Annotated in this window: 9 protein-coding genes and 1 pseudogene; 6 read left to right on the top strand and 4 right to left on the bottom strand. The window is 46.9% G+C overall.

What is annotated here, in order from left to right:
* Positions 1–847 (bottom strand): annotated as a pseudogene (locus JGK39_RS27740) (alpha-mannosidase); the annotation flags it as partial.
* 183 nt (positions 848–1,030) lie between these two features.
* On the opposite strand from JGK39_RS27740, the gene JGK39_RS27735 reads away from it, so the two are divergent.
* From JGK39_RS27735 to JGK39_RS27715, 5 genes are all read left to right on the top strand, one after another.
* A complete protein-coding gene (locus tag JGK39_RS27735) occupies positions 1,031–3,013 on the top strand; it encodes a hypothetical protein (RefSeq protein WP_293260114.1) in 1,983 nt (660 codons plus the stop codon).
* A 465-nt stretch (positions 3,014–3,478) separates the two neighbouring features.
* On the top strand, positions 3,479–3,595 hold the full coding sequence (locus tag JGK39_RS27730) for a photosystem II reaction center protein I (RefSeq protein WP_039887172.1): 117 nt from the start codon (positions 3,479–3,481) through the stop codon (positions 3,593–3,595).
* Positions 3,596–3,798: 203 nt separating this feature from the next.
* A complete protein-coding gene (locus tag JGK39_RS27725; RefSeq protein ID WP_293298178.1) occupies positions 3,799–5,046 on the top strand; it encodes a transposase in 1,248 nt (415 codons plus the stop codon).
* 484 nt (positions 5,047–5,530) lie between these two features.
* The gene (locus JGK39_RS27720) at positions 5,531–8,101 is read left to right on the top strand and encodes a DUF3769 domain-containing protein (RefSeq protein ID WP_293260108.1); all 2,571 of its coding nucleotides are present in this window, start codon (positions 5,531–5,533) and stop codon (positions 8,099–8,101) included.
* 266 nt (positions 8,102–8,367) lie between these two features.
* Complete coding sequence (locus JGK39_RS27715; protein WP_293260105.1) at positions 8,368–9,039, top strand: hypothetical protein; 672 nt, start codon at positions 8,368–8,370, stop codon at positions 9,037–9,039.
* 351 nt (positions 9,040–9,390) lie between these two features.
* Here the strand turns inward: JGK39_RS27715 and JGK39_RS27710 are convergent, their stop codons facing one another.
* Positions 9,391–9,903, bottom strand: coding sequence for a phycobiliprotein lyase (locus JGK39_RS27710; protein ID WP_293260103.1), 513 nt, complete (start codon positions 9,901–9,903; stop codon positions 9,391–9,393).
* A 931-nt stretch (positions 9,904–10,834) separates the two neighbouring features.
* Between JGK39_RS27710 and JGK39_RS27705 the strand changes: the two genes are divergently transcribed.
* Entirely contained in the window at positions 10,835–13,069 is a 2,235-nt protein-coding gene (locus JGK39_RS27705) for a hypothetical protein (protein WP_293298175.1), read from the top strand.
* 203 nt (positions 13,070–13,272) lie between these two features.
* Here the strand turns inward: JGK39_RS27705 and JGK39_RS27700 are convergent, their stop codons facing one another.
* Together JGK39_RS27700 and JGK39_RS27695 are read right to left on the bottom strand one after the other, a co-directional pair.
* The gene (locus JGK39_RS27700; protein WP_293260097.1) at positions 13,273–14,415 is read right to left on the bottom strand and encodes a WG repeat-containing protein; all 1,143 of its coding nucleotides are present in this window, start codon (positions 14,413–14,415) and stop codon (positions 13,273–13,275) included.
* A 146-nt stretch (positions 14,416–14,561) separates the two neighbouring features.
* Entirely contained in the window at positions 14,562–15,971 is a 1,410-nt protein-coding gene (locus tag JGK39_RS27695; protein WP_293260094.1) for a (Fe-S)-binding protein, read from the bottom strand.
* Positions 15,972–16,090: the final 119 nt, after the last annotated feature.

Raw genomic sequence — 16,090 nt, 5'->3', positions numbered from 1 at the left:
AGTTCTGATTTTCTGAAACCTGAGAAAGTATCTGCCTACTTCCTCCCTCTGCGGCCTCTGCGGCCTCTGCGGTTAAATCATCTAACTCTCCAGAAAAAGCCCGCAGACATCCCAGTAAATTGTGTCGCAAAACAGATAAAGATCGATCGAACTTTGCACGATTCGGCAAAGCAGACCAATCAATCAAACCAAGCGCCAAATCAATCTGAGATTGCAGCGTTTCCCCCTTGACAAACCCGGGGCGACTTGCTATGATTTCGGTTGGGAGGTATGGGCAATTTTTATTTTGTAAGTTTAGGGCGATCGCATTTTGCAAAATCTCTAATTCGTCCGCCACAAAACCCGGCTCGAAACAAGTAGAATCCGCAGCTTCGTACAAACAAATCGATCGCACTAAAGCACCATTATCGTGACCCGGACTTATCAAGCGCAAAATAACTAAAAATTCATCTCCGGGATTGACCGACGCGCTCAACAAAACTCGATCGGCACAATCGAATAAATCACCTTGTCCGACTAACTCACCGTTGACAAAAATACTCGCATCTTCCGCCCACCAAGTCAAGCCCAGCAACAACCGCAAACCCACCACAGGATAGCCGTGCAAATTGTCAGGAATGACAAATTTCTGTCCTAAATAAACAACTTGCTTCCCAGACGGCCAAGCAATATGTCCTTTTTCGTTAAGTTCGACAACCTGCTTGTTAGAAATACCTACCGAACCGACAGCAGCCGAGTCAGCATCGCAGTACCTCCAGCCAGACTGAACCTCCACTTGACTGAGGCGGCGCAACTTCTCTACAACTTCAGAAATATTATTACTAGCAGGTGGCACAGAAGCGTTCATTTTTAGCTAAAATAGGACTGGCGCAGGAAGCGGGATCGGAATTGAACCGCGAAGACGCGAAGCACGCGAAGAAAGAAAGGTTTCAGAGGGTTTGAAATTGCGATTCAGATCCAGGTTTGATTTTACTGCAAAATTCAGCAATTCCGGCGCGCATCTAAAATCAGCAATTCAATAATTAAACTTATGTCCGACGGTTACTACGGCCCATACCAAAGCCGACTATTAAATTTTATATCCAAACAGTCCCGCCAAGTCGCCGATAATTGCGATCGCACTTGGCGACAAATTAAACAAACCACCCTCAGCGCTACCCAAATTCTACTTTATCCAGCTTACCTGCTCGTCCAAAGTTCCCGAATGTTGAGCCGACAGTTGCGGGAATCCAGTCAAAAAGTAGATTTACCCGAACTTCAAGAATATGACGGCGGCGAAAATCCAGATTTTTCGGGAAATTGGTATCCGGGAGAAATTTCTGATGAAAGTTCGATCGACCAAATCTTAAACCTCGCCGAGAATTTGCTAAACTCGGCGCAAGCAGCCACAACTTTAGCTTGTTTTCCGCTGTTAATCCAGACAAATCCTGCAACGAAAGAGAAAGCCGCGCTCGATTTACCTCCGGCAATCAATCTTAGCCGACAAACCGCTAAACATCAAACAACTTCCGTCTTAGAACCTCCGCAGCCTAAAACTCAATTAGACAGAAAACCGAAAGTTGAGGGAATCGCGAGTTTTATCCCCGCCCGCACTTTAGTATTGGTGGGAGGCGACAATCGCATATTGGATATTTTGACACCCGAACAGCAAGAACTGCTCGAAAGTCGCATAACTTGGGAAGTCGCCAACGAGGGGCCCGAACGCCGGGAAATTGCTCAAAAAGAATTACAATTTAACCTCGGTTTAGAGTCGGCTGCGAAAAAATCTCGGTTGGCGCCGGTGCGCCGTTTTTGGGAATTGATGGTCTGGCTCCAGTCGAGTCCGGTTGCTGTGAAAAGAAATCAGTTTGGAGAATCAATCCTCGCAGTCAAAGGCGCGATCGACCGCAATACCATCTTAGTTCAAAGAGCGACGGCATCGATCGCCCCAAGCGCAACCCCACAGCCGGCGATGGCTCAATCAAATTCGATCGACCGCAATACCCCAAAATTAGAACCTAATTTTAACAGCAAGTTCGATCGCACCGGCAATCCGATCTCCTTTGTCACATTACTCGATCGCGCCGCCGTCAACCTCGAAGAATTTACCCTCCCCCCAGCAGCCAAAACCACCGCCGGGAATCCCGAGGTCAAATTTGATACCCCCGCCCCAGAAACGAATTTAGGTCTGTCCGCCCGCGAAATCCTCGAAAAATACGCGAAAAACATTGAAAAAATGATTTGGTCGTCCGTAGACCAACTGCTGGGCAAGGAAACGGCAGCTAGTGATAATACTGAAAAAGCTGTCGCAATTCAGTATTATTTAAAACAACGTCAGGAACAGAATCAAACGGAAAATAGCCCAGAGGTCGATCGACCTTGGCTGAATTGGCAAGACTTATTCGGAGAACCAGCACCGCAGCACTTAATCGCCGGAAGTGCCGAACCCGAGGCAACAGTTCAAAGCCTAGTATCACAAAATAACCCAGAAGTCAAGCAGGAAATTGCAGAAACAGTAGAATTGTCAGAAAGTCGATCGACCGCAGTCTCAATATCCCCTTACCCCGAAGCAATTCACAGGATGCTCGCCCAGCTCAAGCAGAGCTTGCTTACAAAAGTCCCACAAAGTCAACCCCAAACAAACTCAAATTTAGCAGTCACTCCAGAAAATAAATCAGGACTCGCAGCAGAATCAACCCCAAAGCGCGCGCCGGAGACCCAAGTGCCAAAAAACACAAACCCGAACACCGCACAAACCAGCAAATCCCCAGCAGCAATCGCCCCCACCACCAGCAGATACACCGCCGCCACCAGCATCACAGCATCCAAAAATCAGAGCGCAGGTCTCCCGCCCGCAGACGAATACTTAGAAACCAAAGCAGAAGCGATGGGTTACATTAAACACCCACTAGAACAAGTGCTCGAATGGCTCGACTTAATCATGGTGCGCGTCGAAAAAATCGTCGAGCAAATCTGGAATTGGGCAAAAACCAACTTGCCAACAATCCTCAAAAGCAAAAATAAAATTGACTAATCTTTAGTTAAGCTGTTGTGCATTTAAATTGTATATTTCAAATCCCGATCGAACAATCCTCGAACCCTCTCCCTCTCCAACACCACAGGCAATCTAGATCCAACACAGCTTATCAGAACGTCAAATTGAAAACCCCGTCCTTGATGAGGATGGCTTTTTGCCATTGTTAAGTAAAAAACAAATCCATCTTCACAAATCAATATGGTAGAATCAGCACATCAGACAAGATGTAAAAACCTACCCCTGGACTGGGGGAAAGTCTACGCCCAAAACATTTTTGAGGAGATATGACGGGAGCACGCTTCGTGCAAACCCAGTCAGCCTGGGAACCCTAGCAATAGGGATATTTTGACAGAAATGTCTTAAGAATCCCCGTGCCTGTATGTCGGGGACTGTCAAGATAAAAATGTTGCCGCAACAGCAGCAAATCAGCCCGCTATTATGCCATCTTTGGAGACTCCCACAGTGCTAACCCTCAAAATCGTAGTTAATGTAGTTGTTCTATTCTTTGTTTCCCTGTTCATATTTGGGTTTTTGTCCAATGACCCAGCCCGGAACCCCAACCGCAGAGACATGGAATAAACCAGCTATCCCGTGGCTGACTCGGGGGCATGTCACCGCAGCCCCCGCATCAGCCAGCAAATCGCCAAAAATTAGTCCCACAAAACTTGACCAAAAAAATGGGATTCAAGCCCCGTCCTTATAGGACGGCTTTAATTCAATAACTTCCGAAATTAATGTCGAATACATCGTAATATAAGATAACAGCTTGCCCAGATTGAAATATGCTAGTTTTTGAGTTCAAAGCATACGGTAAAAAAGAACAATACACCGCGATCGACGAAGCCATCCGAACGGGACAGTTTATTCGGAATAAATGCCTACGATACTGGATGAAGAATCGTGGTGTAGGCAAAAAAGAACTGTATAAATATTGCACTCAATTGCGAGCTGAGTTTAACTTTGTTAAAGACTTGTACAGTCATGCTTGTCAAGCTGCTGTCGAGAATGTAGAGCGTGCCATTAATCGGTTTTACAGTAACTGTAAAAAGAAGGTTGCGGGCAAAAAGGGATATCCAAAATTCAAGAAACACGGTCGCTCGATCGAGTACAAGGTTGGTGGTTGGAAACTTTCAGAATGTCGGAAACGTATCACTTTTACCGACTCCAAAGGTATCGGGCTGTTGAAACTAAAAGGCAGTCGCGACTTACATTTCTATCAGGTAGAGCAAATCAAAAGGGTACGAATTGTACGGCGTGCAGATGGGTATTACGTGCAATTCTGTATCGATAGTCCTCAAATTGATTTAGGAGAGCAACAACCGAAAAATCGTGCTGTAGGCATTGATGTCGGAATTAAATACTTTTTGGCTGATAGTGATGGAGGAATTGTTGAAAATCCTAAATTCTATCGCAAGTCCGAGAAGCAATTAAATCGCGCCAATCGGCAAAAGTCTAAAAAGTTCAAAAAGGGCAAACCGCAATCTAATAACTATCAAAAGGCAAAAAATCGGTATGCTAGAAAGCATCTAAGAGTAAGCAGGCAGCGAGAAGAGTTTGTCAAGACCGTGGCACTCCGCTACATCCAATCTAACGATTTGGTCGCCTGTGAAGACTTAAATGTTAAGGGCATGGTAAAAAATCGAAAATTGTCTAAATCGATTAGTGATGCGGGTTGGTCGAAGTTTCGGATGTGGCTGGATTATTTTGGGAAAGTATACGGGACAAAAGTTGTAGCTGTAGCTCCCCACAATACCAGTCAGAATTGCTCGAATTGTGGCAAAAAAGTTAGCAAGTCTCTATCAATCAGAACGCACCTTTGCTCGCATTGCGGGTATGTTGCAGATCGAGATACAAATGCAGCAATTAACATCTTGAAACGTGCCATAAATACGGCGGGGCACGCCGAAATTAACGCTTGGGGAGAGACGCCCTCTAGTTCAGTTGGGGCAACCCTGCTGGGTTATGGCGACTCTGCGAACCAAGAATCCTCGCGCCTTCCGTGGCCGGGGAGTGTCAACTCGCACCACTAGCGAGGTTATCTTATGGCGAAAGAAACCCGGTTGACAGTTGACAGTTGACAGTTGACAGTTGACAGTTGACAATTGACAGTTGACAATTGACAAGCTCTCCTGATTTTGAGGCGATTGCCAAACCACATATCCTTGACTCTGAGGGCATTACAGAATCGCGAACAGTTGTGCTTGATACCGTATACACCATAAACCCAGGAGAGCAAATTGACCTAGAACGAAGAGGATTAGAGCAATGAATAGTCTTCTTTTAATTTCTCCCTACAAGGGTGGAGGCTTTAAACCAATTCTTTCTGGTAATCAACCCAGTTTCTCAGGATGAGTCGGTTAGCTGCGAGGCACACCAGAAGATTTCCGGTTAACCTTGCAACGCTGCCCGTTAAATGCAAAAATTTGGACGATCGACTCTCCGCTATAAAAAAACCTCTAAAATCTAAAATCTAAAATCTAAAATCTAAAATCGGATGATTCACCTGTTGTAACTATGCCCTATCCGGTACCGCCGCCCGAACCCTCTGCCATCATCTACATCGCGAAGCCCAAAAAAGTCGCCCTCACTGTAGCGACAAATGATGGAGACACCCGCAGCAACTCCGCACAAATACCGGAAGCCAGCCCAGAAATCGTTCAGCCCGAACCAACATCCCCGCAACCAGAACCCTCAGCCGCACTCCTCGGTACCACGGAAGCCACCAGTCAGTCTCCTGAAATCGCCGCTCCCCTAACCTCCGTGGAAAGTGGCGGCGCAGCGGCGGGATTTCAGCTTCCGGTTGTTCCAGCAGAAAAATCCGAAACTGCGGAAGCCCAGCAAGATACCTCGTTTACTTCTTACCAATTGGGTTCAGTAGAAAATGCCATTGCCGCTCGGAACCGTCAACGAACAGCAGGGGATCAGAGCAAAAAGGACAATAATGCTGTCCGACAGCCAGAAAACGGGTATCAGGCTAAAGGCGAGCAGTTAAAAGATAACTCCCCCGAACCTGCGGAGATTGTTGTTCCCGAACCGCCAGAAACGCCTCCTGCAAAACAGCAAGAGTTCGAGATTCCAACGACGCCAACGACACCAACGACGCCCCCAGGGCCCAAGCGAGCCACTCCCCCAGCGCCGAAACCGCAGCCCAAACCGGCCGTGCCCGGAGTCCGTACCGCGCCTTCTCAGCGGACGGTGCCATTTCCGGTGAGTCCGGCTGATACGATCGAAATTAAGGCCGACAGCCAAGAATTTGACGACAAACAACAAATTGTCACGGCGGTTGGTAGAGTTGTGGTGAGGTTCCGACAAACAGTGATTGATGCCGATCGCGCGATCGTCAACCTAGTCACCCGCCAAGTGATAGCATCCGGTAACGTCGCCTATACTCGCGGCCAACAAGTAGTCCGCGGCCGGCAGATGGAATTCAATCTCGGACTCAACTCCGGCGCCGTCGAACAAGCCAGCGGCGAAATATTCCTCCCCGCAGCAGGTAGCGAGTTAACCCCCACACTACCCACAGATATTAGTGCTGGAACCATTCTAGAACAGCCCCTGAGCGATCGAATTACCAGCCAGCAGCCCCTGCGCGGAGTCAAATCCCCCGGCGCTGCTACTGTTACCATCGGCGGTGGCGGCACTGCTGGCGCTGGCGGTGGCGGACGGATATCAGCCCCCCAAATTGTCGGCGCCGTCAACCGCGTCCGCTTTGAAGCAGAACGCCTCGAATTACTGCCAAACGGTGTCAGAGTAGCAACCAACATTCGGATTACTAACGACCCGTTTTCCCCGCCGGAACTCGAATACAGAGCCCGGAGGGCAACAATTACCAGGATTTCCCCCACGGCTGAGGAATTAGTCACCAATTCCCCCCGCTTGGTATTTGACAATCGCGTCAAAATACCCGTGTATCCCCGCAGGCAAGTTTTTGACAGCCGACAGCAAAACGGCCCCTGTTTGACTTTCGGCTACGACGGTGGCGATAGGGGCGGTTTGTTCGCCGAGTGCGGTTTTGAGGTGTTGCAAAACGGGCCCGTGCGCCTGACTCTAACGCCCCAAATTTACCTCCAGCGAATCGTGGAAAAGAACGGTGGCAATCCCTTTTCCCCCGACAGCTACGGGCTGAGAGCAAAGTTGGGCGCGACTTTGGGCCCGCGCACCAGCCTGGAAGGATCGGCGTTATTTCTGAATTTTGATAATTTCCCAAATTTAGCTGAAAATGCTTTTCGGGGCAATTTGCGGCTGCGACAGTCGATCGGCAATCACAATCTAGCCGCAGAATATAGTTATCGCGATCGACTGTTTAACGGTTCTCTAGGCTTTCAAACCGTCAACAGCAGTCTCGGGGCCGTCCTCACTTCCCCACAGATGCAAATCGGCAATACAGGCATCAATTTCAGCTACCAAGCTGGATATCAATTTATCAATGCTGACACCGATCGAGCAGATTTGCTCGATCCCGTGCGCGAAAACAACCGCATCGATTTAGGCCGCGCCCAAGTCAGTGTCGCCCTCAGCCGCGGCTTCAACCTGTGGCAAGGTCAACCGCTGCCCCGCACTCCCACCCAGGGTTTGAAGTACACCCGGACGCCGGTGGTTCCCTTCTTGCAACTGGCTTTGGGAGTCCGAGGAGTTGGCTCTTATTATAGTAGTGGCGATCGACAAAATTCGATCGCCAGCAGCATCGGCATTCAAGGGCAGTTCGGCCATTTCTCCCGCCCTTTCCTCGACTACACTGGATTTAACGTGACTTACACTCAGGTAGCGCGGGACGGGGTATCGCCTTATTTGTTCGATCGGCTAGTAGATTTGAAAGTCCTGTCTTTTGGACTTGTGCAGCAAGTTTACGGAGGCTTTCGAGTCGGGTTTCAAAGTGCTATTAATTTAGACAGCAGGGAAACAATCAGTACGAATTACACTTTAGAATACAGCCGCCGCAGCTACGCAATTATTTTGCGTTTTAATCCTGAGCGTCAAGTCGGCAGCCTGACGTTTAGAATTAGCGACTTCAACTGGAACGGCACACCCCAACCATTTTCCGGGGACGTGCGAACAGTAGAAGGAGGCGTGCGTTTATCCGATTAATTCAATTGGGTAATTGGTAATTAGTAATGGGTAATTGGTAATTGGTAATTGGTAATTGGTAATAACGAAGCAAAAACAATCACCAATTCTCAATTTTTCAATTCCCAAGGACTAAGGACTAAGGACTAATGATAAAGTTTGCTCTTCGGGGACAGCACTCCTGACAACTAACAACTAACAACTGACAACTGAGGGAGGGCACGCACCATCCACCGCCCCTACCAACTGACAACTGACAACTGACAACTGACTAATTACCAATTCCCATGACAGAAGTGACGGCAATATCTGCACAAGCAGCGGCTCTGCTGGTTCACTACGGTTTTGACCTAGGTGGCAAAAAAGCAGAGAAATTGGCTGGTGAATGGTTGACCAAGTATCCCGCCTATTGGTTGCGTTTAGCAGTGGTTGAAGCGCTTTATCAAGGGCGCTACAAAGCTGTTTCTGTCGGACAGCTATTGAGTATGTGGCACCGGATAGGTCAACCACTATATCATTTCAATCGCGAGTTTGAACGCTTAGTTTGCAACAATTTTCCTCAAGATTTAACCTTTGAAAGTTATGCTCAACCGTCGCAGGAAGAGATACTTTTATCCCACCCGGAATCCGAATTCGGTGTCGCCGAAATAGATACGAGCAAGCAGTCAGAAGCAGAACTCGATCGCGCGCCAGATGCAGAAGTCCCGAATACAGAAGCCCTGGAAACAGAAAAACTGCCCGCCGCGGGCGATCGCACTCAAGAAAATACAGAAGTTGTAGTATATGAAGATGTGGATGTTACCGCCCTGGCCGATGGAGCCGAACCCGATCGCAAATTAACAGACAAACCTGTCAAAAAATCATTCCCAGTTGTCAAACACACTGATTTTCACGCCAAGTTAAAAGCCGTTGCTCGAGAAGGCCGCAGAAAGAAAGGAGAAAGGACAAATAAGGTCTGAATTTGGGGAATGAGATATAGGCATTATCAGAAAGATTCGCGGACGACTGGGCATCGGGCATCGGGCATCGGGCATCGGGCATCGGGCATCGGGCATCGGGCATCGGGCATCGGGCATACCTCACCATGCTTGAGAACCGCTATATAGCGCAAAACACTGTGATTTTGGTCAAGCGCGACCAATGACCAATGACCAATGAAATCTGACTGCTTCGGGAGTCAACTGTCAAACAATTTTAGATTTTGGATTTTGGATTTTCGATTGGGGATTGAAGATTTTTGATTGTCAACTCTTCCTTCTTCCTTCTTCCTTCTTCCTTCTTCCTTCGTGTCACAGGTCAACGGTCAACGGTCAACTTTTCGGACTTCCACCCATCCGAATTTCCGAACAAAAAGATGCTTGTTCCGTACCGTCAGCTTGCTTAACAACGCTAGTCCGCAAGCGCAGATTGGGGATGAGATACCACAGCCTTTCTTCAGCACGGACGGTATCTGATTCTGTAATCAATGTCAGCACATCGTCGCCGCCCATCACGTAACGGGTGTTTCCCTTGGCTTGCAACACTTTGCCTTCGCTGGGATTGTCGGGATTCGGGACGATCGCTAATATTGTAGAACCAACTTGTTTGGCAGCAGTGCGATCGGGAGTACCATCCCAAGAAATCCGAACGCCCCTGAGTCCAGTTGAGTCCGGGTTAATCGAGTGCTGTTGGCAAAGTTTGACGACTGCTGCATCGCTAGCTGTCAGCATTTCTATTTTGAGGTCAGATTTACCTGCTTGCAATTCCCCAGAATTGAGATTGTGTACGGTGCGCTGGGAAAACCATTTGCCTGCACTTAACTCGAAAAACTCGATAACATCCATGAAATTTGTCTCTAAACTTAAATACTTCTTGATTTGCGATCGCGACTTGCGCGCTATCGAGTCAGAAAACTGGTTTCTTCTTGAGTAGCTAGCGGCCAGACCAATGATTTTAGCTAGAAACCCGGTTTAAGAGTGCAAGTCCTATTCTACATTTTAAAGGAATGGGGCGCACCTGCAAAGCTTTCCGGGAGGTTTGAGTCAAGCAGGCAAACATCTAGCAGTCTGATGCAGCCCCCATTGACCGAAAATTAGAGCATTCGGCACCGTATTTCGCTGAATAAGTCTTGTTTGCACATCAAACAGAATGGCGATCGCTCAAAAATTTTAGCTTAACTCCGCCCAAAAACGGGTACAGGCTGCCAACTTAAGTTTTGGCGCCAAATTTTAGACCAATATTCAACTTTCCAGATTAACGGAGCTGCAAGTCAATTCTTTAATTGTAAGGGCGTGAGCCCTAGCCTCCGTCTCAAACTTGTACGGCGACTTTTCCTGAGCGCAGCCGAAGGAAGTCGAAATATCTAAAATCTAAAATCTAAAATCTAAAATCTAAAATCTAAAATCTAAAATCTAAAATCAATTGGTAGTGTGGAGCGATCGACAATCATTGCCCAAAACCCGTTATGTTAAGAAAAACAAAGATATATGTCAGATAGTTGTCGATCGGCAGATTTAGCGCTGTTAAATTGAATTATATTGACCGCAGTTGATGGTAATCGCAGGCCTGGGAAATTCTCAAAGCAGACTCAGACCAAAAAACCAGCGATTCATCCTACGCCTGACCAAACCGAGGGCAGCAGCCCGGTAGCAAATAGCCTTCAAATATGCCATGCTAAGTAAACGAGCAAAGTAAGCAAGAAAACTTTCTCGATCGGGTTTTGGGCAAGGTGCAGCTAGCGATCGCATACATTTAAAAAAAGACATCCACAAATTTATGAGCGAGTTTACACAAGGGCTGGATAAAATGCAGCCCGCAGAACAAACGCACTGTTTGGGAATCCTACCAAGTCAGCTAGCAGCGACTTCCGACTCAGAGAAATTATACAGCTTACTAACAGATTACAATTTTATTGAAGCCAAGCTGTCAGCAGCGGGAGCACAAGCGTTAATAGAAGATTACGATTTAGCAACAAGTCCCGATATTATCACCTCCGCCCAAAAAGCCGACAAACTCAAATTAATTCAAGAAACAATCAGGCTTTCTGCCCACATTTTAGCCCAAGATAAAACCCAACTAGCGACCCAACTAATAGCCCGGTTGATGCGCTTTGAAATCCCCGAAATACAAGCACTGCTAGCCCAAGCAAAACAACAGAAAATACCCTGGCTGCGGCCGCTAACCCCCAGCTTTACCCCTCCTGGCGGCAGATTGCTGCGAACCCTCACCGGACATACAGATTGGGTACAAGCTGTAGCAATCGCCCCCGACGGCAAGCGAGCAATTTCTGCATCCTCCGACCACACTCTCAAAGTTTGGCACTTAGAAACAGGAGAAGAAACTGCCACCCTCAAAGGTCATCTTACCTACGTCAATGCTGTAGCCGTAACCCCAGACGGAACAAAAGTAATTTCAGGTTCTTGGGACAATACTATTAAAATTTGGAATTTAGCCACTGGAACAGAAATATTAACATTTGCAGGCGATACTTTTGCAGTAGAAGCAGTAGCAGTAACTCCCGACGGCAAGCGAGTAATTTCTGGTTCCTGGGACGGCAGCATAAAAGTTTGGGATTTGTCAACAGGGGCAGTAATTTTCAACCTCAAAGGTCACAGCAGTTTTGTGCAGTCCGTAGCAGTAACTCCAGACAGCAAGCGGTTGATTTCCGGGTCTGGCGACAACAGCATTAAAGTCTGGAACCTAGAAACAGGAAAAGAACTTTTTACCCTTACCGGTCACGCAGATTGGGTAAAAGCTGTAGCAGTAACTCCCGACGGCGAACACATAATTTCCGGCAGTTACGACGGCACAATCAAAGTTTGGAGTTTGAGTGCCAGAGAAAAACTTTTCACTTTAGGAATTCACAGCAGTTTCGTCCAAGCTGTGGCAGTCAGTCCCGACGGAAAACGGGTAATTTCAGCCGCAGGCGACAAAACGCTGAAAGTTTGGAATTTGGAAACAAAAGAAGAACTATTTACTTTTACCAATCACATCGCCCCGGTGAATGCTGTAGCTGTCACCCCCGACGGCAAGCGGATAGTTTCTGGTTCCTCTGACAAAACTCTCAAAGTTTGGCACTTAGAAACAGGCAAAGAAAATTTATCATCTGCCGGTCACGATGACTGGGTAAATGCTTTAGCAGTGACTGCCGACGGTAAAAAAGCAATTTCCGGTTCTGGAGACAACAGCATTAAAGTTTGGAATCTCGCAAATGGAGAGGAACTTTTTAGTATTCCCGGTCATAAAGATTGGGTAAAAGCAATCGCTGTTACCCCGGACAGCAAGAAAATAATTTCAGGTTCAGGAGACAAAACAGTTAAAGTTTGGAATCTGGAAACAGGAGAAGAAATATTTACTCTCACAGGTCATACAGATTGGGTAAATTCGGTTGCTGTCACCCCCGACGGCAGGCTGGCGATTTCGGGTTCTGGAGACAAAAATATTAAAGTTTGGAATTTGGAAACAGGAGAGGAAGTTTTGACATTTATCGGTCACGCCGACGGGATAAAAGCTGTGGCAGTTACTCCCGATGGCAAGCGGATAATTTCGGCTTCCGGCGACACAAGTCTGAAAGTTTGGAGTTTGGGAAAAGAAAATAATATTTTGGCAAATTTATGGAATTTAGTCGTAAAAAATCAACTTTTTACTCTCAAAGGTCATGAGAGTTTTGTGAATGCTGTGGTAGTTACCACAGACGGTAAATGGGGAATTTCTGGGGGGAGGAAGAAACTGATTAAAGTTTGGGATTTGTCGAGTAAAAAGGAAATTTTCACTTTGGCGGGTCATGCGGATGCGATTACAGCTTTGGCGACTGTAGGAAATAAGGTGATTTCAGTTTCGGATGACAATACTCTGAAAGTTTGGGATTTGTTGAGTCGAAAAGTAGTTGCTACTTTCCGGGGAGATAGTGCTTTGAAAGCTTGCGCTATGGCACCGGATGGGGTGACAATTGTGGCGGCGGAAGCTTCGGGACAAGTGCATTTTTTGAAGTTGGAAGAGGGGAAGAGTTAGTAGTCATTGGCCAAACCGGCCAAACCGGCCAAACCGGGCAAACCGCCCAAACCGGGCAAACCGGCCAAACCGGCCAAACCGGCCAAACCGGGGATTGGTCATTGGTCAAACAGGTCATTGTGTCGATCGCACTTTTGCTAAACTAGAAAAGTGCGATCGGGCGATCGGCCTTTTCCCCAATAGTGCGAATTGAAACGAATTGCTCAATTTGTTGGGTTCCAAACAAACTTACCTGTCTTGTCGATATAGCCTATCTTCTCGCCAATTGTTATCCGTGCCATTCCTTCTGAAAAATCCTCAGCCCGATCGAAGTGGGCTGGAATCACGAGCTTTCCTGTCTTGTTGATATAGCCGTACTTGTCACCAATCCGTGCCCATGCCAGCCCTTCTGAGAAAGCATAAGTAAAATCAAACTGGGCTGGAATCACGACATTTCCTGTCTTGTCCATATAGCCGTCCTTATCGCCAATCTTTACCGCCGCCAGCCCTTCTGAGAAATCCGAAATACTATCAAAGTGTAGTGGAATCACGGTCTTTCCCGTCTTGTTGATATAGCCGAACTTATCGTTAATCTTTACCTTCGCCAGCCCTTCTGAGAAATCCCAAACAAAATCAAACTGGAGTGGAATCACAATTTTTCCTGTGGTGTCGATACAGCCATACTTTTCCCCAATTTGTACAGTTGCCAACCCTTCTGAGAAATCCAAAGCACCATCAAACTGAGGTGGAATCACAATTTTTCCTGTCTTGTCGATAAAGCCATTCTTGTCACCAATCTGTACTCTCGCCAGCCCTCCAGAGAAAAACGAAGCCCCATCAAACTGGAGTGGAATTACGATCTTTCCCATTTTGTCGATAAAGCCATACTTGTCACGAATCCTTGCGACTGTCAAGCCTTCCGAGAACCACCAACCGCTATCAAACTGAGGTGAAATCGCAATCTTTCCCGTGTTGTCAACATAGCCCCACTTATCGTCAATCTGTACCATTGCCATTCCTTCTGAAAAATCATAAGTCAGAACGAACTGAGGTGGAGTTACTATCTTTCCCGTCTTGTCGATAAAGCCGTACTTGTCGCCAATTTTTACACTTGCCAGTTTGTCTGAGAAAAAGTCAGCACCATCAAACTGGGGTGAAATCACTATCTTTCCTGTGGTGTCGATATAGCCGTGCTTGCCATTCTGAATAATTGGAAAAAGCCCGATCGACTCTTGCTTCTCTTCCGGCGATGAAATTGCTGCTAGAACCAAATATTGAGGGTGATGCAAAACTGCTGTCGATTCCTGCGGTAGAAGAGTTGCAGCCAAAACAGCCAGACATAAAAAACTCCAAAAATTTGTTTTCATATTAAATTCTCTATCTCTCAATACAATAACCTATTCCTCTTGCTCCTTCCCCTCTGACTCCGCGCCCTCTGCGCCCTCTGCGGTTAATTAAAAAAATTTCCTACAGCAGCATCAAAAATAGGGCAGACACCGCCCGCCTTACCAAATTAACGCCTCTGCAACTGTACCCCACGAATAGAATAATCCAAAAGCTCGATCGGGTGCATCAAAGTAACAGATTTCCCCTGCAACTCCAAATGCTTCTTAATTTGCAAAGAACAACCAGGATTAGAAGAAGCAATCAACTGAGCTCCAGTATTCAGCAAATTCTCCACCTTTTGCACGCCCAACTCATCAGCCACATCCGGCTGAAGCATATTGTAAACCCCCGCACTGCCGCAGCACAAAGCAGCATCCACAGGTTCTTTCAACTTCACACCAGGGATTTGTTGCAACAACTGACGCGGCTGCAAACTAATCTTTTGTCCGTGCAACAAATGACAAGCATCCTGATAAACAATAGTCAAATCTCCGTCAATCAAAGGATTGAGTTTCGCCGTAATTCCCGCACTTGCCAAAAATTCCTGCACGTCCTTCACATTAGCAGCAAAATTCTCAGCTTTCTCCCGATAATCCGGGTCATCAGCTAAAATATGACCGTATTCTTTCAAAGTATGGCCGCACCCAGCAGCGTTGATAATTACAAAATCAACACCAGTATTTTCAAAGCTATCAATCATTTGTCTCGCCAAGGATTTTGCTTGTTCCGCTTGTCCTTGATGTTCCGGTAAAGCAGCGCAGCATCCCTGACTTTTCGGAATCACAACCTCGCAGCCGTTAGCCGTCAAAACTCGCACCGTAGCCTCATTAACAGGCGAGAATAACAGCCGCTGCACGCAGCCTAAAATCACCCCGACTCGATAGCGTTTCTCTCCTTGTGCGGGAATGACTTCCGGCAAATTATCCCGAAAAGAATCAACTGTTACCTTCGGCAAAATTGATTCCATCGCCGCCAAGCGGGGAAATACTTTTTTCAGCAAATTAGTTTTGCGAATTAGTTTTGGCAGTCCTAATTTTTGATAAAGAAACAGCGGTACAAGCAAAGGCCGCAATCTGTGAGGATAAGGGAAGAGATTAAAAATCAGAGTGCGAATTACATTGTCAGAAAAAGTGCGTTTTTGATTGCGGGCGACTTGGTGGCGAGTTGCGGAAATCAACTTGTCGTATTGAACTCCAGACGGACAAGTTGTCACGCAGGCCAAACAGCCCAAACAAGTATCAAAATGCTGCGAAGTTGCTTCATTTAAAGGTGCGTCGCCTTCATTAATTGCATCCATTAAATAAATGCGGCCTCTGGGCGAATCCATTTCTTTGCCCAGTACCCGATAACTCGGACAAGTAGACAAACAAAATCCGCAGTGCACGCAACTATCGATTAATTTGGGATCGGGCGGGTTGTTGGCGTCGAAACCTGGAATTTCAAGGCTTTGCAAGTGGGGATTTTGGGCTAGGAAATTGCTTTCTTTCGCGGGCTTGAAATCGTCGCTGGGAGTGGGAGATTTTTCTGAAGTTTGCATACTATATTACCTAATTCTTTTGGTTTGTAGTGAGGACTTTAGTCCTCTTCCTGGAATTTAAGAAGGACTGAAGTCCTCACTACGAACCTTAAATTCCTGGTTTGTAGTGAGGACTTTAG

This window comes from Microcoleus sp. PH2017_12_PCY_D_A (assembly GCF_020738565.1).
Classification (GTDB): domain Bacteria; phylum Cyanobacteriota; class Cyanobacteriia; order Cyanobacteriales; family Microcoleaceae; genus Microcoleus.
Note: the sequence above shows the minus strand (reverse complement) of the source record. Positions and strands in the feature narration are given on the sequence as shown.

What these genes read in the sequence shown, in the direction of transcription:
- JGK39_RS27720 (WP_293260108.1), top strand. Translation starts at nt 5,531, where the DNA reads ATGCCCTATCCGGTACCGCCGCCCGAACCCTCTGCCATCATCTACATC.
- JGK39_RS27705 (WP_293298175.1), top strand. Translation starts at nt 10,835, where the DNA reads ATGAGCGAGTTTACACAAGGGCTGGATAAAATGCAGCCCGCAGAACAA.
- JGK39_RS27700 (WP_293260097.1), bottom strand. Translation starts at nt 14,415, where the DNA reads ATGAAAACAAATTTTTGGAGTTTTTTATGTCTGGCTGTTTTGGCTGCA.
- JGK39_RS27735 (WP_293260114.1), top strand. Translation starts at nt 1,031, where the DNA reads ATGTCCGACGGTTACTACGGCCCATACCAAAGCCGACTATTAAATTTT.
- JGK39_RS27715 (WP_293260105.1), top strand. Translation starts at nt 8,368, where the DNA reads ATGACAGAAGTGACGGCAATATCTGCACAAGCAGCGGCTCTGCTGGTT.
- JGK39_RS27695 (WP_293260094.1), bottom strand. Translation starts at nt 15,971, where the DNA reads ATGCAAACTTCAGAAAAATCTCCCACTCCCAGCGACGATTTCAAGCCC.
- JGK39_RS27710 (WP_293260103.1), bottom strand. Translation starts at nt 9,903, where the DNA reads ATGGATGTTATCGAGTTTTTCGAGTTAAGTGCAGGCAAATGGTTTTCC.
- JGK39_RS27725 (WP_293298178.1), top strand. Translation starts at nt 3,799, where the DNA reads ATGCTAGTTTTTGAGTTCAAAGCATACGGTAAAAAAGAACAATACACC.